Source organism: Ignavibacteriales bacterium (assembly GCA_016700155.1).
Classification (GTDB): domain Bacteria; phylum Bacteroidota; class Ignavibacteria; order Ignavibacteriales; family Ignavibacteriaceae.
The window spans coordinates 2,258,768-2,285,612 of sequence record CP065001.1 but is presented as its reverse complement, the minus strand read 5'-3'; the positions used below and the strand labels follow the sequence as shown (position 1 = coordinate 2,285,612).

Sequence of the window (26,845 nt, the reverse complement as noted above, 5' to 3'; positions counted from 1 at the left end):
CTAATCCTTATCCTCAACAATCATTACCATTAAACCGGCAACTACCATTGAAGCACCACCGAGCAGTAATGCATAAATTGCTTCGCCTGCAAAAATTTCTTTAACAAAAAATCCGAGGATTGCCGCTGCTGTTATCTGGGGAATAACAATGAAGAAATTAAAAATTCCCATATAGACTCCCATCTTTTCAGCAGGCAATGAACCAGCTAGTATAGCATAAGGCATAGCAAGTATTGAAGCCCACGCCAAACCTATTCCTAGTTCTGATACTAAAAGAAGATTTGGATCTTTGATGACATAGAAAGAAGCAAATGCAATTCCACCAACAATCAAAGATATCATGTGTACAGTTTTTCTGTTGGTTTTCTTTGCAAGCCATACAAGAACGAATGCCATAATAGCAGCAAAACCATTATAAACAGACATAAGCACTCCAACCCAATCCGCACCTTTGTTATAAAGTTCAGACGATGGATCAGTTGCACCATAAATATGATGTGTTACTGCAGGAGTCGTATATATCCACATCGCAAACAAAGCAAACCATGAAAAGAACTGAACAACAGCAAGCTGCTTCATAGTCTTTGGCATGTTATAAAGATCATTAAGAACAGAAACAAATCCACCGGAAGTTTTATTTTGATTTGTGAAAACACCTGCTGCTATTTGAAGCAGTCCGAAAATAACTGCTCCAACAAATAATACATAAAGACCGTAATCACTTTCATTTAAAACGAAGTATAAGATTGCTGAGACAATAAGTCCTGCCAACAACCAGATAATTCCTTTACTAATAAAAGATGAACCAGGTATATTTTTAGAATCGGAATGTGTGTTTGAGGATTTGTTTTCTGCTTCCGAATACTTTTTCAATTCTTCAGGTGAATATTCTTTAGTTGAGAAGACAGTATAGAGCACAGCTAAAAGAAATACAGCACCGCCAATGTAAAATGAAAATTTGACTGAATCAGGAATTTGCCCCGGATTCGCAGTATTAGAAATTCCAAACCAGTTCGTCATCATATAAGGAAGTGCTGAAGCGATAATAGCACCAATACCAATAAAGAAACTCTGCATTGAAAACCCGATTGTCCGCTGTTCGGAAGGAAGCATATCGCCGACAAAAGCGCGGAAAGGTTCCATCGAAATATTTATCGATGCATCCATTATCCATAGCATTCCTGCCGCAACCCATAATGTTGGCGAGTTAGGCATAAAGATAATTGCAGTTGAGGCTAATAATGCTCCAGCTAGAAAATATGGACGTCGTCTTCCCAACCTGTTCCAGGTTTTATCACTCATATGACCGATGATCGGCTGAATGACCAAGCCTGTAACTGGAGCCGCCATCCATAGTAGCGGAATAGCATCTATACTTGCGCCAAGTGTTTCAAAAATTCTGCTTACATTTGCATTTTGAAGAGCGAATCCGAATTGAATGCCAAGAAATCCGAAACTCATATTCCAGATTTGCCAGAAGGAAAGTCGGGGTTTTATCATACATCACCAATAAATTTTGAATCTGTTTGAACAAAAATAATTAAAAGGGATTAAAATTCTTTATTTTGTTTTAAATCATTAAGGAGCTTTTTGATTAAGTTAAGTCAAATACTGAAGTCGGTAGAAGAAAACAAACACTCAGCTTTTTTCGTAACACCACCTGTTTACCCTGATGCAGAAAGTTATTTATTGCAATCACCCTCTCGGATAGTTACAGTAACAAACCCGGAAGAGATAGAAGACTATATTGACGAACTCGAAGGCGAAGTAATAAAAAACAAAACAGCAGTTGTTCTACTGAATTATGAATGCGGATTCTGGTTTGAAAAGAAATTAAATAAATATTCAAAAAAGAACAGCGAAGTTCTTTTTACTGTTTACATCTACGATGAGAGAAATAAACAGACTTTCAAAAGTGATGAAATACTCTTTGACATTCGAGGGGAAGACTCCTACTCAATTAATAATTTTAAACTTAATACAGAGAAGCAAAAATATATTAAAGATATAAGAAAGATAAAGTCTTATATAGCTGCTGGTGATACTTACCAGGTTAATTATACTGTGAAGGGAAAGTTTGAATTTAGCGGTTCATTATCGGATTTTTTTCAGACACTGATATTTAACCAGTCCGCCGGTTATGCATCATTTATTAATCAGGGTAATAAATTTATTCTGTCAATTTCACCTGAACTTTTTTTAAAAATTGAAAATGGGCAGGTAACAACACGTCCGATGAAAGGTACTATAAAGCGAGGATATAATACTGAAACCGATCTCGCAGCTAAAAATTCTCTGATGCAGAGTTCAAAAAACAAAGCTGAGAATGTGATGATTGTTGACTTGTTGAGAAATGATCTCGGCAGGATTAGTAAATTCGGAACAGTCGAAGTCCAATCATTATTTGATGTTGAAAAGTATGAATCTCTTTTTCAAATGACTTCGACGATTACTGCGGAACTCAAAACAAATATTAGCTTAAGCAATTTGATCAGAAATACTTTTCCATGCGGATCAATCACAGGTGCGCCAAAGATCAGGACAATGGAAATCATAGATGAGTTGGAAAGTGAATCCAGAGGCTTATATACAGGCTCAATCGGCTTGTTGGATAAAAATAAATCAGTGTTTAATGTTGCAATTCGAACAATCGAAATACAAAAAGATACGGGCGAAGGAGAAATAGGTCTTGGAAGCGGTATTGTGTGGGATAGTGAACCTGAATTCGAATATAATGAGACTCTTTTGAAATGCAATTTCCTGTTGAAACCTGATCCATACTTTGAAATAATTGAGACCATGTTAATTGAAGATGGAAGAATTTCTTTTCTTAAAGAGCACCTTGGTCGTTTAAAATCCGCTTGTGACTTTTTCCTTTTTGTCTATTCAAATAAAAAAATAAAAAGTGTTTGTGAGCAGGTTGCCCAGGCTGAAAAAAAAGGTAAAACAAGATTCAGGTTGAGAATAACTAAATGGGGCGAAGTGTATTATGATACTGAAAAATTGAAAGAGAATTGCGGGTCAATCAGAATCGCCTTATCTGAAATAAGAACTGATTCTGAAAATCCATTCCTTCATTTTAAAACCACCAACAGAAAAATTTATATTGATGAACATTCTAAGTATTCATCAAAAGGTTTTTTTGATGTGATATTTCTCAATCAAAATAATAATGTTACTGAAGGCTCAATATCAAACCTCTTAATAATTAAAAATAATATATGGTATACACCACCGGTTTCAGACGGCTTGTTGAATGGCATTTACAGAGATTATCAAATCGTGGCAACAAGGACTCAGATTAAATCACTTACGGTTGAGGATTTGAAAAACGCTGTGGCTTTGTATCTTACAAACGCTCTAAGAGGATTGATGAAAGTGGATGAACTTGAATTTCCGGATGGCTTTGTTAAAAAATTTCAATCATGATAGTGGAGTTGGAGAAGCTGGTAGCAGAAATTTCAATTAAAATTTAATATCTTGCAAACGTGTTTTTAACTAAATGAAGGCTTTAACACGGACTCGCATGACGGAGAATCCCGATTTAACATCAAAACGAAAACAGGAGCATATCGAATTATGTTTGACTGACAAAGTCGCATTCATAAATAAAACCAATGGATTTGAAAAGTATGAATTCATACATGATGCTGTTACTGAAGTCGAAATAGAAAAGATAAATCTTAGCACAAAATTTTTTTCGAAGAAAATCGATTATCCATTTATCATTTCCTGTATGACCGGCGGAACAGGTGAAGCTGAAAACATAAACTCTCAATTAGCAGAAGCAGCGAATCAACTTAACATTGTATTAGGTGTCGGCAGTCAAAGACAGGCGTTGGAGAATCAACAGTATCATCACAGTTACAAAGTAATCAGGGAAAGAGCGCCAGGAATTCCATTACTTGGAAATATCGGGGCGGCTCAGGTTGTTTTATCAAAATCATTGTATGAATTCCAGGTGCTGGTTGATTTAGTCGAAGCAGATGCATTTGTAGTTCACTTAAATCCTTTACAGGAATTGCTTCAGCCCGAAGGTGAAATTTTCTTTAAAGGGTTGCGAAAAAAAATTACAAAATTAGTTAAGGCACTTTCAGTTCCGGTTATTATCAAAGAAGTTGGCAGCGGGATTTCATATTCATCCGCAAAAAAAATGCTTGAATGCGGTGTAAAAGGTATTGATGTTAGTGGAGCCGGCGGAACAAGCTGGGCAGGAGTGGAAATCCTGCGACAGAAAACTCAGTCAGAAAAAAATCATTTTTGGGATTGGGGTTTACCAACCTCTTATTGTATAAATGAAGTCCAAAAACTTAAGAAGAAATATTCGTTCTACCTGGTTGGTTCAGGCGGAATAAGCACAGCCGAAGAATGCGCAAAAGCTATAGCACTTGGTGCAGATATGACGGCATCTGCACGTCCGATTCTTCAGGCACTTGATAAAACCGGAGTGGATGGCGTAACAAGTTTAATAAAATCCTGGTTTGAGGATCTAAAAAAAATTATGTTCCTTACAGGTTCAAAGAGCATCAAAGATTTTCAGAAGAACAAATTAATTAGAAGGGAAGTACTTTATTAATGCGGGAACAAAATTCCAGATTCAAGGAATCATACGAAAAAGAACGGAACAAAATAAATTCACTTCTTAAAAAATGTTTAGCGGGGAAAAAGCCTGATTCACTTTATTCTCCCGGAAGTTACATTCTTGACGGTGGCGGGAAAAGACTAAGACCTATTCTGGTTTTGTTTTCCGCTAAAGCTGTCGGCGGCAGATCGTCAAAAGTGTACAATGCTTCTCTTGCAGTTGAACTGCTCCATAATTTTACTTTAGTTCATGATGATATTATGGATAATGCTGATAAGAGAAGGGGGAGATTGACGTTGCATAAAAAGTATGATACAAATACAGCAATACTTGTCGGTGACAGTCTTCTTTCTATCGCATACGAACTTTTATTAAAGGATTGTAACGGTAAAACAAAGGAAGTGATGTCTGCATTTACAACGGGGCTGATAGAGATCTGCGAAGGTCAGAGTATGGATAAAGATTTTGAAACACTTCAATCAGTTTCACTTAATGATTATCTTGTTATGATCACAAAAAAAACAGCGGCAATGGCTGAGATGTGCTGTACAATAGGTGGATTACTCGGCGGTGGTTCTGATAAAGAAGTAGCAGCACTTGCATCATACGGAAAAAATATTGGAATCGCGTTTCAGATACAGGACGATTTGCTTGATATCCTTGGAGATGAAAAAGCTTTAGGGAAAAAAATTGGCGGAGATTTAATTGAAGGAAAAAAAACATATCTGTTCCTCAAAGCGCTCGAGAAATCAAAAGGGAAAGACAGAACTAAACTGCAAAATGTTATTAGGAATAAAGGTATTTCCGGGCTTGAAGTTCTGGAATATAAAAACCTTTATGAAAAACTTGGTATCACCGTGGATGCAAAAAAGGATATAAAAAAATATACTACTAAAGCTTTAAGCAAACTAAAATTTCTTAGAAGCAAATCAGACCAGGAATTTTTTGAATGGCTGGCTCATTCTTTAATTAACAGGATCAGTTGATGATCGAAGTAACTGTAAAAATAATAAATCAGGCAGGGCTTCACACACGTCCGGCTGCGACAATAGTTAAGTTAGCATCTAAATATCAGTGCGATTTTTTTATCTCACGCGATGGACTAAACATCAACGGGAAAAGTATAATCGGGGTGATGACTATGGCTGCTGCGATGGGTTCAGAGCTGACATTGTCATTTGATGGTCCGGATGAAAAAGCTGCATCACAGGAAATTATTGATTATTTCAACCGGGGGTTTGACGAATTATGAGAAGCTTTAAAAAAATTTATAAGGAAGCTGAAAATAAAATCGCCGGAATTGCCGCCGCACCCGGTATTGTTATTGGGAAAACTTATCTGTTCACAAAAGAAAAACTTGAGATTAATGACAGCCCGATTACAGATATTGATGAAGCTAAAAGAAATTTTGAAGAAGCACTGAAAAAATCAAAGAAGGAACTTGATAAAGTATTTGCCATAGCAAAAGAAAAAATGGAGGAAACAAGGGCAGCTATTTTCGAAGCGCAGGTAATGATATTGGATGACCCCGTTCTTCTAAAAAATATAGAATCGAGAATTGAAAAAGAATGTAAACAGCCCGAGTACATTGTTAATGATGAGATAAGTAAATACCAGGAGCTGATGAAAAAATCAAACGAGTCTTACATGAAAGACCGTGCGAATGATATTGAGGATATAAAAAACAGAATCATCAGGAATCTTCAGAAGAAACGATGGCAGTCAAAAATCTCTGAGGGAATGATCGTTGTAAGCGATACGCTTACACCTGCTGATACAATTTTGTTATCGAGAAGTAATGTACAGGGTTTTGTTACAGATCACGGCGGATTGACATCCCATGCCGCTATTATTTCTCGTTCGCTTAATATTCCTGCGGTTGTTGGTGCACACAACGCAACAACAAAAATTAAAGAAGGTGATACAATTATTGTTGATGGATTCCACGGTTACATACTTCTTAATCCATCAGAAGAACAAATTATTTTCTTTAAAGAAAAAAAACAGAGACATGTTGATCTTCAAAAAGGACTTGAGGAATACAAAGAGAAAAAAGCCTTAACTAAAGATGGAAAGGAAATAAAACTTCTTGCAAACGTAGATGTTTCCGGTGAGATTGATATGGTGATCACCTGCGGCGCTAAGGGAATCGGGCTTTACCGTACTGAACAGATCCTTGACGAAGTTGGCGAATATCCAAGTGAAGATGAACAGGTTCGTATTTATTCAAATCTGTCTTCAAGAATTTATCCTGAACCTCTTACAATAAGAGCGTACGATATTGGCGGAGATAAATTCAGGTTTCTGGATTTTCAGGAACCAAATCCCTTCTTAGGTATGCGCGGTATAAGACTGCTGCTGAATAATCCGGTTTTGTTTAAAACTCAGATTCGTGCAGTACTTCGCGCCAGCCAGAACAAAAATATAATGTTCATGCTTCCTATGGTGTCGACAATAAATGAAATTCATCAGTCCAAGGGAATAATTGAGCAATGCAAAAAAGAATTACGCTCTGAAAAAATGGAGTACGATAAAAATTTAAAACTCGGGATAATGGTTGAAGTACCATCTGCCGCAGTTATGGCGCGTGAATTTGCACGTGAAGTTGACTTTCTAAGTATTGGCTCAAATGATCTGATTCAATATATGATGGCGGTTGATCGCGGTAATGACCTTGTTTCGGATTTATACCAGGAATTTAGTCCGGTGGTTGTAAGAACTATAAGTCATATTGTTGCCGAAGCAAAAAAGGAACATAAACCGGTAAGTCTGTGCGGTGAGATGGCTGCGGATACATTAGCATTACCTCTTCTGTTAGGTCTTGGACTTGATTCGTTGAGTATGTCTCCAGCTACAATTCTGTATGCTAAAAGAATCATCAGTTCGATTGAATTTAAAAAAGCTAAGGATCTTGCCGAAGAATGCCTTTCATATACTCACGAAGTTGAAATTGTAGACAGAGTTGAAAGATTTTTTAAAGATAATTCAATATTCAGAACAAGAAATATTTTATAGGATTTAAATGACAATTAAAGAATATGTAAAAAAATATGATCCTCAAAACCAGTTTGAGGTTCTCATCAATACGTATAAACAGGTTGAGTTTGCGTGGAGTAATAAATATCCTCTTGCTTCATTAAAAGATAAGAAGGTAAGGAATATTGTAATTTCCGGTTTAGGCGGTTCAGCTATAAGCGCTGACTTACTTGTAAATTTCCTGAACAATGAATTAAAAGTACCTGTGGTTGTAAACAGGAATTATTCACTTCCATCATTCGCAAATAAAAATACATTGTTAATAGTTTCATCTTATTCGGGAAATACAGAAGAAACCGTTTCTGTTCTGAAAGAAGGTCTGAAGAAAAAATGTAAAATAGTTTGCGTATCTACAGGAGGAAAAGTTGAAGAAATTGCAAAAGCAAATAAACTTCCTCTGGTGAAATTACAGCCGGGTTTTCAACCGAGATATTCTCTTGGTCTAAGTTTCTTTTCCTTGTTAAAAATCCTTCAGAATCTTTCACTGATTGATAAACAAAACTCAATAGTTAAAAATGTTGTATCTCTTTGGAAAAAACGCGGGCTTGAATTTTCAAAGGAAGGGAATACCGCTTTCGAGTTTGCTTGCCAAATGCTTGGATTTATTCCTGTTATATATACCTGTTCAGGAATCACCGAAGCTGCCGGCTACAGGTTGAAATGTCAGTTCAATGAAAACTCCAAACTGCATGCATTTCATAATGTACTACCCGAAATGAACCACAATGAAATCATCGGGTGGGAATCTTATCTTCCTAAAAATCTTAATTCAAAAGTTATTTTTGTGGTTGATGAATCTTACCATCCCCAGGTATTAAAAAGGTTTTCCATCTGCTCAGAACTCATCAGTTCAATGGGTGCTGAAATCCTGGAATTGAAAAGTGATCAGAAAGATTTAAAGGTAAGAATATTGGATTTGATTTTTTTAGGTGATTGGATAACTTATTACACAGCCTTGTTAAGAGGTTATGATCCATCTGAAATTGACAACATCAATACACTTAAAAAAAGATTGGAATAATTTATCTTAGTTAACATGGCTCACCGGATTCCCGAATAACCAGGTAAACTATTGTTGAAAAAAAATCTCCTCTTTGCTGCAATACTTTTTGTTTTGCTGAGTGAATGCGTACCGGCACAATTTTATTTCTTTGGCAGAAATAAAGTGCAGTATGAAAAATTTGACTGGAAGATACTCCGCACCGAACACTTTGATATTTATTATTATGATGATATGGAAGGAATGGCTCAGATTGGCGGGCATTATGCTGAAGAGATTTACGATGAGCTGAAAGTCAAATTCAATCATGTTGTAACGCAGAAAATTCCTCTCATTTTTTATAACACATCATTACACTTTCAACAGACGAATACAACCCCGGGTTTCATTCCCGATGGTGTCGGCGGTTTTTTTGAATTCTTGAAAGGAAGGGTTGTAATACCTTCAACCGGTTCGCTTCATGATTTCAGGCATGTTATACGTCACGAGCTTGTTCACGTTTTTATGGTGACGAAAATTTACAGGATTTTGCTTGACCGAAGAATGCGGACAGATGTTCTGCCTCCATTGTGGTTTGTTGAAGGTCTTGCCGAATACTATTCAACCGAAGTTGATGCACAGGCAGAAATGGTAATGCGAGACGCGGTGATAAATAATTATTTTGTCGGGCTTGACGATATTTATGTAATCTTCGGTTCATTTCTAATGTATAAAGAAGGACAGAGTTTCCTTGAGTTTGTTGAAGAAAAATACGGTGAAGAAAAAGTAATGTTATTCATCGAGAATTTCTGGATGTATACAGATTTTGAAAAAGTTATAGAACATACTTTGGGAAAAAGGATCGAAGATATAGATTCAGAGTGGCTGTATTTTCTTAAACAAAAATATTATCCGCTGTTCGTGGACAGAGTTCCGGTAGAATATTCTGCAAAAAAAATAACAGATGAAGGATTTAATTTTTCTCCTGTTTATTACAGGAATGAGGATAAAGACTATCTATACTTTCCGGCAAACCGTGATGGATATTCTTCATTATACAGGGTTGAACTGACGGATGAATTCCAGTTAGATACTGATCCCGAACTGGTTCTGCGCGGTGAAAAGACTGATGAACTTGAAGCATTTCATCTTTTCCAATCAGGCATAGATATTTCTGAAAACGGAGTTTTGGCATTCGTGACCAAATCAGGTCCAACTGATGTAATACATTTCTATTCTATTCAGGAAGATGAAATAATAAAAACTTTTCAACAGACAGAACTAATTAACATAACATCCCCAAAATTTATAAATGATGATAAGCGAGTAGTTTTTCAGGCAACCGATAAAAAAGGATTCAGCGATATTTACATTTATGATATTGAGACCAGCTATTTAATCCAGTTGACAAATGATATTTACGATGATCGTGATCCTTCAGGGGGCATTCGAAACAACGAAATAATTTTTTCATCGGACAGGACATCCGGGGAGAATGAAAAGAAGTACAATATTTTTTCAATTGATATTTCAACAGGTGAGATAAAATATCTTACAAATCTTAATTGTAACAATTATACTCCCATAATTTCCGAAGATGGCGGATCTCTTTATTTTAGCTCCGACTACGATGGAGTGAGAAATATATGGCAGATGGATATACTGAACGGCATTTACTCAACTGAAGTAACCAAAGTAACATCATTTCTTACAAGTGCGTTTAATCCTTCAGTAATGCCGGGTAACAGGTTGTCCTTCTGCGGGTTTGAAAAATTTTCATTTAATCTTTATGTAAGTGAAATTAAAACTGATACTACAGCGAACAATGAAAAGTTAGTATTCGACAAAACATCAGTAACGGGTACATGGCAGCCGGAAAAATATATTGCCGGATCAGAAAGAGAAAAACTCAGATACGAAAAAGAATACACACTTGATTATGCTCAAAGCCAGGTAACAACTGATCCGATTTACGGCACACGCGGCGGTGCTATTCTTTCGTTAAGTGATCTGTTAGGTGATGATAATTATTTCTTCCTGCTTTACAACACTGCTGAAGTGCAAAGTGATTTCCTTAAAAGTTTTAACGTTGCCATTGAAAGAATTGATCTGAGCAAAAGAGCTAATTATGGTTACGGAATTTTTCATTTCAGCGGAAGAAGGTATGATATCCGCGAATCGGAAGAGTATTATTTTGAAAGAAGTTTCGGCGGGTTTTTCTTATTGAATTTCCCGCTGTCGAAATTTCAACGATTGGAAACTTCAATGACAATTGCTAATTCCGATAAGCAGATAATAACCGGAGTACTGGAAAGAAAGGCGACACTCGTTAGTAATTCTCTTTCTTATGTGATGGATAACTCAATCTGGGGTCCTTCCGGTCCGCTTGATGGAATTAGAGCACGGCTGCTGCTTGGTTACACAAGTGATGTTAAGTACAGCAACGTAAATTATTTCACTGTCATTGCAGATTACAGGCATTATTTCAGGCTTGGACTCAGGTCTGCTATCGCTTTCCGCTCCGCACTATTTTATAATGAAGGTAAAGAAGCAAGGAGATATTTTATGGGTGGAAGCTGGGATTTGAGAGGCTGGCCGCGCTGGTCAATAAGAGGTGAAAAGTTATGGATATCTTCACTTGAATTAAGGTATCCATTAATCGATCATCTCCGGATCCAATTCCCGATTTTCGGATTGAGTTTCTTTTCAATCAGAGCGGCAACATTTTTTGATGCCGGCGGTGCTTGGGATACGGAGTATAAGGAAACACTCGGCAGTGTCGGAGCCGGAATAAGATTCAATCTTTTTGGTTTGCTTGTTCTCCGTTATGATATGGGTAAAAAAATAGAAAATAATTTTAAAACATTTCAACCGGGATTGTTCTATCAATTCTTTTTTGGATGGGATTTTTGAAAAAGAAATTCTTAATAGCATTGACACTGTTATTTATTGCGGGATGTATTCCTTCGCAAATAAAAATCGCGCCGCGCAAGGGTGATGATTCCAGGTCGATGTATGGTTCTACTCCAGGGCGGGAATTTATTTCAAATGAATCGCCGGGAGATTCATTAGTTGAACTTTGGGAATACAGCACAAACGGAAGTTTTCCTTCAAACGCAGTTACAGTTTATGATTCTTTCGCTTTCGTTAACGATTTAAGCGGAAGGATATACTGCATTCATATATACACCGGAAAAAGATTAGGACAGATAAAAAATAAAGGATGTGTTTACTCCGCACCGGTAATAAACAGGAACTCACTAATTTATGTTTCAGCCATTACCGGAGAAGATGAGAGCAACGTTGTATTTTATGATTACATCAATGGTCAGATTAAGGATGAAACCATAGTCGATGGTTTAATGATAACTGAATTAATAAAAGTGGAAGACGGTGTGCTATTCACAACAGAAAACGGTAAGGTTTACAAATTCAATTTTATCGGTCAAAAGGTTTGGGAACTTGATACAAAAACTTCAACCAGGAGTATTCCCTCAGCAGATGAAACCTACCTGTTATTCGCTAATGATGAAGGCGAATTGATTTGTATCGATCACACAAAAGGGACTATCAAGTATAAAATAATTATTGGTGAACCTGTTTTTTCCGGATCAGCTATTTCCGGAAAAAATTTTTATTTGTCGGATAACTCAGGTGTTGTTTACAAATTTGATATTAGCTCTGGAAAAATATTAAATCGATTTGATTCCGGTGCCCGAATACTAATGAGTCCGTCAATACAAAATGATAATCTCTACATCGGCAATTTGAGGGGTGAATTATTTTCCTTAAGCACAGGTGATCTTTCTCTTAACTGGAAATTAAAAACAGATGGTGTGCTGAACGCATCACCGCTTGTCACTGAAAATAAATTAGTAGTACCTGATCTGAATCGCAGGATATTTTATGTCAATAAATTCAGCGGCAGTCTTGAAAGAACTTTTGAAATAGACGGAAGAGTAAAACATACACCTGTAATTGTTGATGGTAAATTGTTAGTCGGCTATGACAGCGGAATACTTAAGGCTTATGAAATCACTAATTAATTATTTTCTCGTAATTGTTATTTCATTCTCTTGCGTGAATTTATTAGCACAAGATTGTGAAACTAAGCTGATTGTTAATTCAGATTATCAGGACACACATTTCTATCTCAATGATACTTTGATTGGAACAGGAAATAAAATTGAGATACAAATTGAACCGGGTGTTCATGTACTATTGATTATGGAAAACAGTGACAGGTGGGATGCAAAGTCGATTATGGACACAATAAATGTTGCAAGGTGTCAGACACTCAATCTCTCATACAAATTAAGATCTGACTTTTTAATACAAAGTAATCCATCAAATGCAGAGGTTCTTCTAAACGACACATTAATCGGATACACACCCTTGCGCTTGAAAGAAGGTTACAGAAATATTTTGTTGCGTAAAGAAGGTTATGAGTCACAAACAATTGGAATCTCCGATGTTCTGCCGGGAACTGTTTATGAATTAGATTATATTGGAATGAAAGATGAAAAAAATTTTTTTCAAACAGATTTATTTAAAATTATGTTAGGAGGAATAGTTGTGCTGGGAGGAACTTCCGCATATTTTAAAATAAAAGCTGATGAAAAATTTGAAGATTATGAGATAACCGGAAATGGTGATTCTCTGAAAGAAACAAGAAAATACGATTTAATAAGCGGGTTACTATTTGGCGCACTTCAGATCAATTTTGGATTTCTTATCTACCACATACTCATCGAGTAATTTTATTATTATGACCTGCAATCTTCTGTTATGCTGACTGTCTTAGAAGCTATTAAACTCTCTGCACAATATCTCGATTCAAAAGGAATTGAATCAGCAAGAATCAATGCGGAACTGTTGTTAGCAAGTGTTCTTAAATGTAAAAGATTAGAATTATATCTTTCATTTGATCGACCTCTCTCAGCAGAAGAAACTTCAATGTACAGGGAGTTCCTCAGGAGGAGAAGTATCTTTGAACCACTTCAATACATAATTGGAAGCGTGGAATTCTACGGATTAAATTTTAATGTAAATAAATCAGTACTCATTCCACGTCCTGAAACCGAGTTAATGGTTGAATTGATTCTTGAAGAAAACAAAAATAAGAGTGGATTAAAAATTCTTGATATCGGAACAGGCAGTGGAAATATAGCTGTATCACTTGCGGTTTCATCGACCCGGTTTGAAGTTAAAGCAATCGATATAAGTAAAGGCGCGTTGGAAGTAGCAAAACAAAATGCTATTCAAAACAAAGTAAATGACCGTATAGATTTTTTATTATCAGACATTAAAAATTATTCAGATGACAATCTTAAGTACGATATAATAGTTTCAAATCCACCATACATTTCTGTACAAGAATTTCCGGAACTTCAGAAGGAGCTTAAATATGAACCTTCTATTGCGCTGACGGATGAGGCTGATGGCCTTTCTTTTTATGTAGTGATTTGTGAAAAAGCCCGAAACTTGCTTAAGTCAGGCGGCTATTTGTATTTTGAAATCGGACAGAACCAGGATTTAGCAGTAAAAGAAATCATGACTTCAAACAGTTTCAGTGAAATAATTTTTAGAAAAGATTATCAGAATATTAATCGGGTAATAAGAGGAATCAAAAATTGAAAGTAGTACTTCAGCGAGTAAGTGAAGGCGGAGTGTTTATTCAGGCAAATGGATACTCTGCAGAAATAAAAAAAGGTTTGGTACTGCTGGTAGCCGTAAAAGATGATGATACGGAATCTGACATTAATTTCACTGCGGATAAATGCTGCAATCTCAGAGTCTTTGAGGATGAAAATGAAAAAATGAATCTTTCAGTGAAGGATGTAAATGGTGAAGTATTAATTATTTCGCAGTTTACACTTTACGGTGATACCCGGAAAGGGAACAGACCCGGGTTTACTTCTTCAGCAAAACCTGAAACTGCTATTCCTTTATATGAAAAATTTATTAAAAGAGTTATCTCTAATCTTGGTGAAGAAAAGGTTAAGACCGGTTTATTCGGTGCTATGATGAAAGTAAAAATTATTAATGATGGTCCGGTAACTTTAATAGTTGAATCCAAAAACGATGGAGCGAATTAAAATTAGCACAACAAAAAGTTTTCCAGTTTTAATGGTATTTATCGACGGAGTCGGGATTGGTGCGGATGATCCTGAAAGGAACCCGTTTGTTAAATATGGTTTTAAAACTTTTTTAGAAAATTTTGGCACAGTCCCCACACTTAAAAACCCTGAACTAACCAGTAATGACATTCAGCTCTTTCCTGTTGATGCGTTAATGGGTGTTGATGGATTGCCGCAAAGCGGTACGGGACAAACATCTATCTTTTGCGGATTTAATGCTTCTCAGTTTATTGGGAAACATTTTGGACCCTATCCTTATTCAACATTAGTACCTTTGATAAAAGAAAAAAATATTTTCATTGAACTAAAGCGATTAAAGAAAAAAGTATTTTTTGCAAATGCTTATCCAAAAGTGTTCTTTGATTATATCGACTCGGGAAAAAAACGGCTGAGCGTTACATCATTAAGTTGTATTCTTTCAAATATGAAACTCAACAAATCTGCAGAAGTTCGAAGCGGCAAAGCGCTTACGGCAGAAATAACAAATGAAAGATGGAATAAAAAACTGGGGTATAAATTAAAAATCATTTCTCCGGTTGTTGCTGCCAAAAGGTTAGTAAGAATATCATTAAAAAATCATTTCACTCTCTTTGAATATTTTTTAACTGATCATCTCGGACACGGCAGGCTTGAAGAAAACTTTGATAGCACATTTAATGAAATAGATATTTTCCTGAAAACTTTAATAGAAGAATCAAAAAAAAATAATTTCACACTTGTAATCTGTTCCGACCACGGGAACCTTGAAGATATTTCTGTTAAGACTCATACACTAAATCCCGCGCTGGCAATTACAGCAGGCAGGTATTCAGAAGTTCTGAAAAAACAAATAAAACATCTATACGATATCAAACCGGCAATTATCTCAATACTTAAATGAGAGGTTACCCTGTAATACTATTTACAGCGTCATTAATTATCGGAATCATCTTCACAGTTTTTGTCAATCCTTTTATTGACGCATTCTTACCTGCAGCAATAGTGATTATTGTTGTGGCAATTCTGTTCCTGATTCTAAAATTAAAATCAACGCTAAACTCTCAGAAACTAAAAGTTCTGTCAATTGTATTGATCGGTTTTATTGCGGGCAGCATTTTGGCTTTAGAAAAAGATTCAGTCAAAACACTTAATATTCATCGTGAAAAAAATGTTAAAGTAACCGGAAAAATAACCTCGGTCGAACTGAAGAGGGAACGATCGATTCAGTTTATGGTCGAATGTGATTCTTTACAAGTTAACGACAATACTTTCTTTACGGGATTAAATTTAATCTGCAGAATTTACGATACCGAACTAAAAAAATTGGATTCGATTTACAACAAGATTTACCCGGGAAACATCATCGAACTTAGCGGCACATTCTCCAGCGGCAGAGAGCGGCGGAATCCCGGGGAATTTGATTTCAGGAAATATCTTGAATCGAAAGATATTAGCGGCGTTATAACTTTAACTACTACAGACGATCTCAAAATCCTGGGCGATGAGTACGACTTCTTCAAATCGACAATACATGATATAAGAACATCTATTGATTCAAGAATCAGCGAACTGCACGACAGAAAGACTTCCGGATTGCTCAGAGGTTTGCTATTAGCCGATAGAACAGAAATCAATGCTGAAGTAAAAAATGATTTTATAGATTCAGGAGTCGTGCACATATTAGCAGTATCCGGACTCCATGTCGGATACATACTAATGATCTTTATTTTACTGACAGGAAGATTTAACATCAAAATTAGAATGCTAATGACAATTGCCGGTATTCTTTCTTTTCTTCTAATTACTAATTCACCTCCATCGGTTTTCAGGGCTTGTGTAATGGCAATCGTTTTCATTTTAGCAAAGCTAACCGGCAGGAGCAGTAATATTTATAATTCACTGGCAATTGCGGCAGCAATAATTCTGCTGTTTGATTATAAAGAACTTTTCAATCCCGGATTTCAACTTTCCTTTTCAGCAGTACTTGCAATTGCCGTATTTGTTCCGCTGCTTACAAGGGTAGTTAACTCAGGTTTTATTAAAAGCGGGATTCTGAAAAACATACTCATATTATCTATTGTTTCATTTGCTGCACAGATTGGTACTCTTTCGCTTACGTTAATGTATTTTGGAAAAATATCGTTGATCGGTCTTATGGCAAACCTTATTGTAATACCGCTGGCAGGGGTTATAATCGCCATTGGAATTTTAACTTTGTGTATTTCACCCCTGTCGTTTTTGATTGCTTCTCTCTCGGCTGAAACAAATATGCTTCTGACTTCGATGATGCTTGAACTGGTTAGGTTCAGCAGCAATCTTAGTTTTGCTTTTACTCCGGTTAAAAATTTTTCAATGATAGATGTGCTGGTGTTTTACGTTCATTGCATATTCATTATCTGCTTTATAAAAAGATTTACAAATAATATTTCAAAAATTGTTTTTGTTATTCTGGTCGCTGCGAATATTTTTATTTTTACTTCGTTCGATAATGAAGAAGTGCTGGTTCCAGGCAATTTGAATGTTATGGTGATTGATGTTGGACAAGGTGACGCTATTCTGATAAAATTTCCAAATGGTGAAACAGCGTTAGTCGATGCAGGTGATGCAAATTATTTTTTTGATGCAGGAGAACGAATAATAATTCCTCTGCTCGATTATCTTGGTATAAATAAAATTGACTATGCATTTATTTCACATCTTGATTCCGATCACTATGCGGGATTCGTTTCATTGATTTACAACAACAGGATAAAAAAAGTTTTTAAACCACAAACTGATAGTTCCAGTAATAAGGATTTGAGATTTGAAGCATATCTTAAAAAAATGCAAATCCCGTTTGAAGACTATTCGACCGGAGTGCGTGAGTTTGGTTCTGCTAAAATTTATTTCCTTACTAGTCAGTATGTAAACAACGCAGGTTTCAGTCATAATAATAAAAGCGGGGTTTTCAAACTTGTCTATGGAGATTCAGAAATACTTTTTACAGGCGATATTGAATTAGCTGCCGAAACCTATTACGCAAATAAGTATAAAACTTTTCTGCAGTCGGATGTTCTGAAAGTTGCACATCACGGAAGTGAGACGAGTTCGACACCATCATTTATCTCTTATGTAAAACCAGAAATTAGTTTGATAAGTGCAGGAGTTCAGAATAAATTTAATCATCCATCTGATATTGTTTTACAATCGCTTGATGATTATTCACGTATACTCAGGACAGATAAATCCGGTGCGATTATTTTAAGTTCAGATGGAAGGGAATTCTCTCTCATCGAGTGGAAGAATTTTTAACGGATTCCCATTGACTTTCAAATTTATTATGTTGTTTCAGGGATTTATTTAAACAATTTAAAACTGTTTTGTTGAATATTTCGGAGTCACAATCAAATGAAATATGCAAGCACGGTTATTTTAGCTGCAGTTGTTATATTTTTTATTATCTGGTGGAACCAAAACGAAAACCAATCCCTAAGGGATGAAAATAAAAGACTGAAATCCGAAATCGCTGAACTTACCCGTGATCTGGATGAATTCCGGTACAGCCCTACATTACTTCTCAAACAAGCGAAATCTTACTTCAATAGTGGCGAATATTTTAAAGCAAAAGAAAACCTGGGTGTTTTAATCCACAAACATCCGAATTCGAGAGAAGCAGGGGAAGGGAAGTATCTAATGCAGCGGGTTGAGAATATGATCGAGAGCATAAAGGAAAACGTTGAGGTGACCAAACCTGTAGAGCCGGAAACCAAGCCCGAAAAAACTGAAACAAAATATAGCATTGAAGCGATGCATTCCAGTTATGATGTTAACGAAAAGGTTACATACTACAGGGACAGAACAGTTCCAAGGTATGCAAATGAAAATGGATTTTTCTTATACTTCAGAAAATATAAAGACAAGCCGCGTGCAAGTGATTTGTTATTGAGGATTCAGAATATTTCTACCAAGCTTTTGAATATTCATACTTACAACTTTAAGGTAGATGACAGGATTTATAAAATTTCCCCTCAAAAAGTATACATTGATAGCAGCAGCGGGCAATACTGGGAGTGGTGTGAGATGCCGTTGAACCAGGAAAACTACACAGTAATTGATCATATAATTAATTCAGGTTCTGCCAAATTCAGAATTGAAGGAAGAACCGGATATAAAGACAATACAATCGATGCTGATGATAAACGAGCTTTAAAAAATACTCTTGAGGCGTTTAAATCTCTTGGCGGAATTGTCAACTACTAAAAAAAAGAGAAGGCATAAACCTTCTCTTTTAATTGTTAACAGGGGTATTAACAATTGTTTTATTTAGCAAGAACCATTTTCTTTGTGATACTCACATCACCGGCATTAAGATTGTAAAAATACACACCGCTGGGAAATTCTGTAGCAATAAACTCTACTGTATAAACGCCTGCAGATTTTTTATCATTAACAAGGGTTTTAACTTCACGTCCTAAGGCGTCATAAATTTTTAGTATCACAGCTACTGTGTTTTCATTTTTAACAACCGGTACGGTAAATTCTATTTTAGTCGATGGGTTAAATGGGTTTGGAAAATTTTGCTCCAACTGAAATTCACTAACCGTGGAGTTCTCTTTTAACTGCACTGATTTACTTATTGAAATATTTTGTCCATTCACTTCTGAACTTAATCTGAAATAACTTCCTGCAAGAATCTCGTTTGATATTTCGGCTTCATATTTGTCTATGCCTGATTCTATTGTTGCAAATTTGTTCCAGGTTTTCCCGTCTTTACTTAGTTCAATCTGAATTGGTTTGCTTAATAATTCGGTTTCAACTTCCCAGTTAAATTCCACAATGCTTCCCTCAAGTAAAGCATTAAATGGAATAATAAACGATGTGGAAGAAGAAACCGATTTAAATACTGATCCGCCGCGCGTAGCTGCAAATAATCCATTTTCAGGGCTGATGAACAAACTTTCTGTAAAATTAGTTAAGCCTGCCTGGTATTCATTCCAGGTAAAACCATAGTCCTGGGATTGTAATACATTACCGTCAACGGCTGCATAAAAGTTATTTCTCTCATCAAAAACGAGGGAGGTTATCCAGCCATCACCAAGTTCTTCTTCGATTAAATCCCAACTATCACCATTGTCTACGGATCTGTATAATTCGCCATATCCGCCTGCGTAAATTGTTCCATGACCATCGATACACAATGAAGTGATATTTAATGTAATGTTATCTAACTGTTGTTCTGAGCTTCTTGTATATTCTAACCCGGATTCTTCCCGGCTGAATCTTCTGAATTTTCGATTTATATCACTTTGTTTTAGCTGCTTCAATGCTGGTCCTGATTGAAGTCCTGAATTTATTGCAGTCCAATCCATTCCATTATTCGATGAACGGTAAATTCCTGAATTGTATATCGCCGCGAATACATCCCCATTGTTATTAAAAACAAACGCGTTGGCAGTTTCGTTTGAAATAACAGGTATCCAGTTCATTCCCTGATCAGAGGATCTGTAAACAGCGTTGCTGTTTATTGTAGCGGCATATAGATCATTATTAACCTTGTTTACAGCAAGTTTATTAACCCAGCTTGAATTAAGTCCATTATTTGAAGCTACCCATGTTTCTCCGTCATTTGTTGAACGAAAAACACCGTGTCCATAAGAAATTCCACCGATCTGGCCATCGTAAGTACCGGCGAATAATGTTCCGTGATTATTTGTAACTAAAGAAAAAATATACGGAGTAGTCAATCCAGTGTTTTCAAGTTCCCAGGTTGCACCTTCATCCTTTGAAGAATAAATGCCCCTGCCAAAAACTGATGCAAAAATATATCCGTTTATTCCAGAACTCATTGAGTAAACGTCTGTCGCATAAATACCCTGATTAGATTCTTTCCATTCAATGGTATTTGTATTAGAGATGAATATGCCTGCTCTGCTTGTTCCGGCAATAAGTTGATTGTCAGGTAATGCCAATAATGAATAAACTGTTCCGTCCGGAAGATTCAAATTGGATTTATACCATCTCTGCTCAGATTTTTCAAGATAGAATACACCATCAAGATAGGCTGACGCATAAACCTGGTTTTTATCATCTGAGGCTATTGAATAAATAGCCGGGTAAGGGTCACCTGTAATTGATGAAAGTCCGAAATTGATTTTCTCCCAGGTTCCACCATTATCATATGACCTGACAATTCCTTGTCCGTAAGTTGCGGCATATAATACGCCTTTAACCGTTACGTGTAGATCAGTAATATCAGCAGAGTAAATACCTAAATTTAATTTTGACCAGGTTCCACCTTGATTGGTTGAGCGGTACAAACCATTCATCGTACCGGCGAATATATAACCATTTGGTGTACTTGCCATGACTTCAATGTTTCTTGTGCTAAGACCATAATTTACTTTAGTCCAGCTATTACCATTATTAGTCGAACGAAAAACACCACTGAATTGGGCACCGGCATAAACATTACCAAGATTGTCAGATGTAAAACATCTTACATTGTCAGAGAAGGGAAGATCATCAATTCTTTTTACATTTATCCAGGAGTTTCCGTTATCCTCGGACCTATAAATTCCATCGATAACCATTCCTGAAAAGAGTGAACCATTGTTATGTGAATGTACAGATAAGACATCACGTGTAGGAAGTCCGTTATTTTTTGCCACCCAGGACAAACCACTGTCATCGCTTAAAATAATACCCTGTTCAGCTAATGTTGCAAAGATTAATCCAGCTCCTGAACGAATAATATTTTCCACAGTACCGCCGGCAGGACCGCCGCTGGGCTCCCATATTTGTTGAGAGAATAGTTGGGTTGGAATAATCAGGAGAATAAAAAATATTTTTAAATGTGACTTCAAGTAATACCTTCTCGTTAAAAGTTTTTGCAAAAAGTCAACAATGGTGCCATCTGAAGTATTAAGATTAATCCAAAATTTGATATAAAAATTTTATGAGTTGTGCCAAAAAAAAACAGGCTAATTACTTTGACTCAAATCAAAACAAATTTTTTTCTGATGTTTGAACTGATTAATTAAATGACAACTTTACGAATCTAAATTCCTGTTCTAAAAAGCAGCATAGCCTTATTGTGCTGTTAATGAATTATCCCTCTAAGGAATTTAAGATTTCACTTGAAATATAACAATCTTTCTTCTTAAAAATCAAGCACTTAACTTTTTACTTCGTTTGTTGTTGAATATTGTGTCTAACAACTATTTAAGGTTGGTTAATGTAAGATTAAAACACAGGTTCTCTGAACGCAATGGATTGAATTTAACTAAGGACTGAATGTTACCATTCAGCCCTGTTGATTAGTAATAATATATGAGCAGAAAAATGATAGGAATTAATAACCCCAGTGAACTTAACCACGCACCTCTGCCTTTAATTCCTTTACTTCCTTTAATCATAAATAATCCGGAAATAGCCAGGAATAACAAGGCAACAGCAAAAAGATCTGCAACATAAGTCCAAACTTTTTTTGGTGCATTAAGGTGAAGAAAATTAGTTTCCCTTAGAATCGTTCTGCTGGAAATCTTTTCTTGAATAATCTCACCGGATTCTGAATTTACTGTTATAGTGTTTCCTTCAACAAATATTTGAAGTGTTTTTGGATCCGGTCTGAAAGTGTTTTTTATTTTTCCAGTTTCGCCTATGGAAAAGAGAATTTTGTTAACAATCTCTTGTGATTTCAGATCTTCTGTAGGTATTGGATCCATTTTCAGTTTAACCGTCTCTGTTGTGTAGTTTGGATTCCATTCATCAACATGATTTACAGCGATTCCTGAAATTGCATAAATAACAGTTAACCCGGCAGCAATGTATCCTATGTCCCGGTGAAGTATCCTTATCCAATGTGTAATTCTGAATTTCAATTCTTTTCCTTATTTGATTTCGGCACCTAATCCTTTGATCTGATATAAAGTAACAGGACCGGTAACTGTTGACGGATCAAATTTCTTTCCTTGCTCTTCAGCTATATGCTCTGCGTGTTCTAAAGCTTCTTCTTTGGTAAGATTTATTTCGTAAACTTCGCCTTCAACTAATGCCGTGCTACCTTTTGCTTCAACAGGAAAAACTATCTCACCATCTTTTACTTTTATTCTGACTTTTTCAAATTCTTTGTCACTTGCCAATTCCATCCAGCAGCCGCGTTTATTGCACACATCTACAATTGTTCCTTCCACAAGCACTTTCTTGCCAACATATTCTTTGGGGTTTGAAAGTATTTCAGAAATTTTTGTTTTCTCTGTTAAAGAAATATCCTTTCCATACTTCTTTCCATCACCTGCGTAAATAAGTGTTGAAGAAATTATTAGCACCAAAATTATTGCTTTTATCTGTTTCATGTTCATCCTCAGTTTTTGATTATTTTAAAAAATTATTTTCTGCCCACAATTTAAAATATTTTATTGAATGAGAGAAAAATATTTTTAGTCGGTATTTGAATCTCATTTATCCTAAATTGCTAACAATAATTTCATTCATTTTTTGGGATTGAAAGTTGAAAATACAATTTATCGGGGCTGCACATACAGTAACGGGTTCTCAGCATCTTCTCACAATTAACGGAAAAAAGATTCTTCTCGACTGCGGTCTATACCAGGGTAAAAGAAAAGAAGCGTTCGAAATAAACAGGAATTTTAATTTTATTCCGGCTCAGATCGATTCGTTAATTGTCTCACATGCGCATATTGATCATACCGGTAATATTCCAAATCTTGTTCGTCAGGGTTTTGATGGTCCAATTTTCGCAACATCGGCAACAGTTGATCTATGTAATATCATGCTGAGAGACTCTGCGTTCTTACAGGAAAAGGATGTAAAATTCGTTAATAAAAAAAGGTCTAAACAAAATAAAAAATTGTTTGAACCGCTTTACACAATTGAGGATGTTGAAAAATCAATATCTAACTTTATCGGCATTCAGTACGACAAAATGTTTGAAGTTATCCCGGGAGTAAAAGTCACTTTCCGTGATGCTGGTCATATACTTGGTTCAGCAGGGGTACTACTTGAAATAAATGAAAACGGCAAGAACTATCGTATCGGTTTTAGCGGCGATATCGGAAGAACTGATACACCAATATTAAGAGACCCGAATATTCTTACGGACCTTGATGCACTAATAATGGAAAGTACCTATGGTAACAAACTTCATTCGGTAGTTGAAGAAGTGGAAACAGAAGTTGCTGAAACAGTGAATGAAGTTATACACAATGGCGGTAAAATAATTATTCCTGCTTTTGCTGTTGGAAGAACACAGCTTCTTGTTTATGTACTTCATAAACTATTTGATCAAAACAGGATTCCAGTGTTTCCGATTTATGTTGACAGTCCGTTAGCGGTTAACGCGACAGAAGTTTACCGCGCACACCCTGAATGTTACGACAGGGAAACATACAGAGTTTTTATTGACAACTATGAAGACCCGTTTGGATTTAACAGGCTGACATATATCCGTAATGCGGAAGAATCCAAGAAGCTTAATTCAAGTAAAGAACCCTGTATGATTATCTCAGCTTCCGGAATGGCTGAAGGAGGCAGAATCGTTCATCATCTCGCAAACAACATTGAAAATCCCAGGAACATGATTTTATTTGCTGGTTATGCAGCACAGGAAACTCTTGCCCGTAAAATTATGGATGGTGCGGAAGAAGTAAACATTCTTGGAAACCTTTACAAAGTCAGATGTAAGATTAAATCAATGGATTACTTCAGTGCTCATGCAGATCAAAAAGGATTACTCGATTATTTAAAACTCTCTTCACCGGAAAAGCTTAAAAATATTTTTCTTGTTCACGGTGAAGAGGAACAGGCATTACCTCTTCTACAAAAAATAAAAGACAAAGGCTTCCGTAATGTACATTTCCCAAAAAAGGGTGATGTAGCAGAAATCTGAAACATACGGAATCACTTGTCCTGCTTCATTGTACTATGCAGTTTAACAGGAGTTGATTTTTTCCGCATCTTCAGATTCAACATTTCAACAAATACTGAGAACGCCATTGCAAAGTATATATAACCTTTTGGGATATGCTGATGCATTCCTTCTATGATCAGTGAAAATCCAATCAATAAAAGAAAACTGAGGGCAAGGATTTTTATTGTCGGATGTTTTTCAACAAAGTTGCTGATTGGATTCGCAAAGAACATCATGAAGATAACAGCTATTATCACCGCTGTAATCATAACTCCCAGGTGATTTGCCATACCTACAGCAGTTATCACTGAATCAAGTGAGAAGACAATATCAAGCAATAGTATCTGAACAATCACACTGGTGAATGAGGAGACTTTTGCAGATTTTGTTTCTGTCCCGGCACCTTCAAGTTTATCGTGAATTTCGTGAGTGCTTTTCGCAAGTAGAAATAATCCTCCAAGAATCAGAATCAGATCCCTGCCGGATATACCTAAGGAATACACTGTGAAAAGAGGTTCAGTTAATTTTATAATTAATGAAATTGAAAAGAGCAGCAGGATTCTGGTAATCATAGCTAAGGCAAGTCCAAGAACTCTTGCTTTTTTCTGTTGTTCCTGAGGCAGTTTTCCTGATAGAATAGAAATAAAAATTATATTATCAATTCCGAGTACTATCTCCAGAACTGTCAATGTAAGTAAAGCTATTAAAGCCTGTGGATCTGTAATCCATTCCATAAAAATCCTGTTATATTATTTAGGTAAATCTTTTGCTGGTTAAAAACTGAACTGAATCTGCGGAGAGGGAGGGATTCGAACCCTCGATACCGGTTACCCAGTATAACGGTTTTCGAGACCGCCCCGTTCAACCACTCTGGCACCTCTCCTGAAAAAATATATTAATGAACTAAAAGTCGTACAAGAAAGATAATCGCTAAACCTGAGAAAAAAGAAACCGATACTAACAGTTTATGATTTCTGAGCATCTCACCAAGCACAGCATGCATTGCAAGAAAAACAAAACCGCCTGCAATGTGCGCCATTAATATCCCCATCCAGTAATGAGGAAAATCAGCGCCGACGAGAAAATATCCGATAACTCCGCCAACCACTGTTGTCATTTCGATCAACACAACATAAGTGATAATCTTTGCGCGGGAATAATTTGCACCAAACATTAATGAAGCTAAAGCTAAACCTTCCGGGAATTTGTGTGTAGTAATTGCAAGGAAAATTGAATTGTGTTCTTCGTGTCCGTGCATATGTCCGGTTGAAATTGCAATTCCATCAAGCAGTGAGTGGAAGGATAAAGCTGTGAACAAAGTAAGTATTATCTCAGAAAACTTTTTTGTGGTCTGTTCATCAAAATGGGACGCACTGCATGCCGGACATATATGTGCATAATATTTACTTATTATCCAGAACAACATAAATCCGGAAATACCACTTACTGCCACTTCAATAATTGAAAGATTTATAGATGACTCAGGAATTAAAGTGAAAGCGGCAGCGCCAAGTAAAGCCCCGGCAGATAATGAAATTAGAACACAAAGTTTTTTATGATCCAGTTTTATAAGAAAAGTCAAAGCTCCACCGGCAATTGCTGAAACTAAGGCGATGGAAGTTTTAATTATTACATCCGCTAACATACACTCTCAAAATTTGTGGCAAAATCTATCAAATAATATTAAGAGAAAAAAATTTCGTACGATCGTTGTAAGATTCCTATGTTAAAGAACGGGTTCAATTTTTAATGCAAGTATAAGCACCCCCGCTTATAAAAATTGGTTAAGTATTTTTATGTGATTATATTTGCACGCCAAATAACGGAAAGGTGCAGGAGTGGCTGAACTGGCACGCCTGGAAAGCGTGTGTGCGTGAAAGCGTACCGAGGGTTCGAATCCCTCTCTTTCCGCAAATAAAATCTAATATGAGAAAAATCTTAGTTTTATTATCGATCATTTTATTATTTGCAGGAGTTTTTGGTTCGGCTTTGGATAAAACTCCCGTGGAGATAAATCCATCCCCATCTAATGTTGATGAATGGAATTTAAGTTATGTGAATGGGCAGCAAAGGTTATCAATAAAAGATATCGATAGCGTAACAGCATTTTCAAATCGCAAACTTGCGTTGGCAATAATTCATCAATAATTACGCTCAATTAAAGACTTTTTCAAGTATGAATTAATTTCATATTTCACTAAAGCCACTTGACGTTCATTAAA

Annotated in this window: 22 protein-coding genes and 2 tRNA genes; 17 read left to right on the top strand and 7 right to left on the bottom strand. The window is 36.1% G+C overall.

Annotation, left to right across the window (positions count from 1 at the left end):
* Complete coding sequence (locus IPM56_09650) at positions 1-1,500, bottom strand: MFS transporter (protein ID QQS38175.1); 1,500 nt, start codon at positions 1,498-1,500, stop codon at positions 1-3.
* A 90-nt stretch (positions 1,501-1,590) separates the two neighbouring features.
* Between IPM56_09650 and pabB the strand changes: the two genes are divergently transcribed.
* The 14 genes from pabB (at position 1,591) to IPM56_09580 (ending at position 18,955) form a co-directional block, all read left to right on the top strand.
* Positions 1,591-3,429, top strand: a complete 1,839-nt coding sequence (pabB, locus tag IPM56_09645) for an aminodeoxychorismate synthase component I (GenBank protein QQS38174.1) — start codon at positions 1,591-1,593, stop codon at positions 3,427-3,429.
* A gap of 97 nt (positions 3,430-3,526) precedes the next feature.
* On the top strand, positions 3,527-4,576 hold the full coding sequence (locus IPM56_09640) for a type 2 isopentenyl-diphosphate Delta-isomerase (GenBank protein QQS38173.1): 1,050 nt from the start codon (positions 3,527-3,529) through the stop codon (positions 4,574-4,576).
* Positions 4,576-5,568 carry a polyprenyl synthetase family protein gene (locus tag IPM56_09635; protein QQS38172.1) on the top strand — a complete coding sequence of 331 codons (993 nt, stop codon included), beginning with the start codon at positions 4,576-4,578 and terminating at the stop codon, positions 5,566-5,568. The genes IPM56_09640 and IPM56_09635 overlap by 1 nt, the downstream gene beginning before the upstream one ends.
* A complete protein-coding gene (locus IPM56_09630; GenBank protein QQS38171.1) occupies positions 5,568-5,834 on the top strand; it encodes an HPr family phosphocarrier protein in 267 nt (88 codons plus the stop codon). Before IPM56_09635 ends, IPM56_09630 begins: the two co-directional genes overlap by 1 nt.
* Positions 5,831-7,597 (top strand): phosphoenolpyruvate--protein phosphotransferase, encoded by a 1,767-nt coding sequence (gene ptsP / locus IPM56_09625; GenBank protein ID QQS38170.1) that lies wholly within the window; start codon positions 5,831-5,833, stop codon positions 7,595-7,597. Before IPM56_09630 ends, ptsP begins: the two co-directional genes overlap by 4 nt.
* A 7-nt stretch (positions 7,598-7,604) precedes the next feature.
* The gene (locus IPM56_09620; protein QQS38169.1) at positions 7,605-8,639 is read left to right on the top strand and encodes a bifunctional phosphoglucose/phosphomannose isomerase; all 1,035 of its coding nucleotides are present in this window, start codon (positions 7,605-7,607) and stop codon (positions 8,637-8,639) included.
* Between the two features lie 51 nt (positions 8,640-8,690).
* A complete protein-coding gene (locus IPM56_09615) occupies positions 8,691-11,510 on the top strand; it encodes a BamA/TamA family outer membrane protein (GenBank protein ID QQS38168.1) in 2,820 nt (939 codons plus the stop codon).
* Positions 11,507-12,643: a PQQ-binding-like beta-propeller repeat protein gene (locus IPM56_09610; protein ID QQS38167.1), complete on the top strand. Its 1,137-nt coding sequence runs from the start codon at positions 11,507-11,509 to the stop codon at positions 12,641-12,643. Before IPM56_09615 ends, IPM56_09610 begins: the two co-directional genes overlap by 4 nt.
* The gene (locus tag IPM56_09605; GenBank protein QQS38166.1) at positions 12,627-13,355 is read left to right on the top strand and encodes a PEGA domain-containing protein; all 729 of its coding nucleotides are present in this window, start codon (positions 12,627-12,629) and stop codon (positions 13,353-13,355) included. The genes IPM56_09610 and IPM56_09605 overlap by 17 nt, the downstream gene beginning before the upstream one ends.
* Before the next feature lie 30 nt (positions 13,356-13,385).
* Positions 13,386-14,234: a peptide chain release factor N(5)-glutamine methyltransferase gene (gene prmC, locus IPM56_09600; protein ID QQS38165.1), complete on the top strand. Its 849-nt coding sequence runs from the start codon at positions 13,386-13,388 to the stop codon at positions 14,232-14,234.
* Positions 14,231-14,695, top strand: coding sequence for a D-tyrosyl-tRNA(Tyr) deacylase (locus IPM56_09595; protein QQS38164.1), 465 nt, complete (start codon positions 14,231-14,233; stop codon positions 14,693-14,695). The genes prmC and IPM56_09595 overlap by 4 nt, the downstream gene beginning before the upstream one ends.
* Before the next feature lie 31 nt (positions 14,696-14,726).
* Entirely contained in the window at positions 14,727-15,617 is an 891-nt protein-coding gene (locus tag IPM56_09590) for a metalloenzyme (GenBank protein QQS38272.1), read from the top strand.
* Positions 15,614-18,007, top strand: a complete 2,394-nt coding sequence (locus IPM56_09585) for a DNA internalization-related competence protein ComEC/Rec2 (GenBank protein ID QQS38163.1) — start codon at positions 15,614-15,616, stop codon at positions 18,005-18,007. Before IPM56_09590 ends, IPM56_09585 begins: the two co-directional genes overlap by 4 nt.
* A 96-nt stretch (positions 18,008-18,103) precedes the next feature.
* Positions 18,104-18,955 carry a hypothetical protein gene (locus IPM56_09580; protein ID QQS38162.1) on the top strand — a complete coding sequence of 284 codons (852 nt, stop codon included), beginning with the start codon at positions 18,104-18,106 and terminating at the stop codon, positions 18,953-18,955.
* A 59-nt stretch (positions 18,956-19,014) separates the two neighbouring features.
* Here the strand turns inward: IPM56_09580 and IPM56_09575 are convergent, their stop codons facing one another.
* The 3 genes from IPM56_09575 to IPM56_09565 all read right to left on the bottom strand — a co-directional run bounded on the left by IPM56_09575 (position 19,015) and on the right by IPM56_09565 (position 23,049).
* Positions 19,015-21,558 (bottom strand): T9SS type A sorting domain-containing protein, encoded by a 2,544-nt coding sequence (locus IPM56_09575; protein QQS38161.1) that lies wholly within the window; start codon positions 21,556-21,558, stop codon positions 19,015-19,017.
* Positions 21,559-22,011: 453 nt separating this feature from the next.
* Positions 22,012-22,575, bottom strand: a complete 564-nt coding sequence (locus tag IPM56_09570; protein ID QQS38160.1) for a PepSY-associated TM helix domain-containing protein — start codon at positions 22,573-22,575, stop codon at positions 22,012-22,014.
* Between the two features lie 9 nt (positions 22,576-22,584).
* Positions 22,585-23,049, bottom strand: coding sequence for a DUF4920 domain-containing protein (locus IPM56_09565; protein QQS38159.1), 465 nt, complete (start codon positions 23,047-23,049; stop codon positions 22,585-22,587).
* A gap of 155 nt (positions 23,050-23,204) precedes the next feature.
* Between IPM56_09565 and IPM56_09560 the strand changes: the two genes are divergently transcribed.
* Positions 23,205-24,602 (top strand): MBL fold metallo-hydrolase, encoded by a 1,398-nt coding sequence (locus IPM56_09560; protein ID QQS38158.1) that lies wholly within the window; start codon positions 23,205-23,207, stop codon positions 24,600-24,602.
* Between the two features lie 11 nt (positions 24,603-24,613).
* On the opposite strand, the gene IPM56_09555 is transcribed toward IPM56_09560, so the two are convergent.
* The 3 genes from IPM56_09555 to IPM56_09545 all read right to left on the bottom strand — a co-directional run bounded on the left by IPM56_09555 (position 24,614) and on the right by IPM56_09545 (position 26,268).
* Complete coding sequence (locus IPM56_09555) at positions 24,614-25,357, bottom strand: TerC family protein (GenBank protein QQS38157.1); 744 nt, start codon at positions 25,355-25,357, stop codon at positions 24,614-24,616.
* Positions 25,358-25,417: 60 nt separating this feature from the next.
* Positions 25,418-25,506, bottom strand: a tRNA-Ser gene (locus tag IPM56_09550).
* A 12-nt stretch (positions 25,507-25,518) separates the two neighbouring features.
* Positions 25,519-26,268, bottom strand: a complete 750-nt coding sequence (locus tag IPM56_09545; protein ID QQS38156.1) for a ZIP family metal transporter — start codon at positions 26,266-26,268, stop codon at positions 25,519-25,521.
* A gap of 179 nt (positions 26,269-26,447) precedes the next feature.
* Between IPM56_09545 and IPM56_09540 the strand changes: the two genes are divergently transcribed.
* Together IPM56_09540 and IPM56_09535 are read left to right on the top strand one after the other, a co-directional pair.
* A tRNA-Ser gene (locus tag IPM56_09540) sits at positions 26,448-26,534 on the top strand.
* A 15-nt stretch (positions 26,535-26,549) separates the two neighbouring features.
* A complete protein-coding gene (locus tag IPM56_09535; protein ID QQS38155.1) occupies positions 26,550-26,771 on the top strand; it encodes a hypothetical protein in 222 nt (73 codons plus the stop codon).
* The last annotated feature ends 74 nt before the right edge of the window (positions 26,772-26,845 follow it).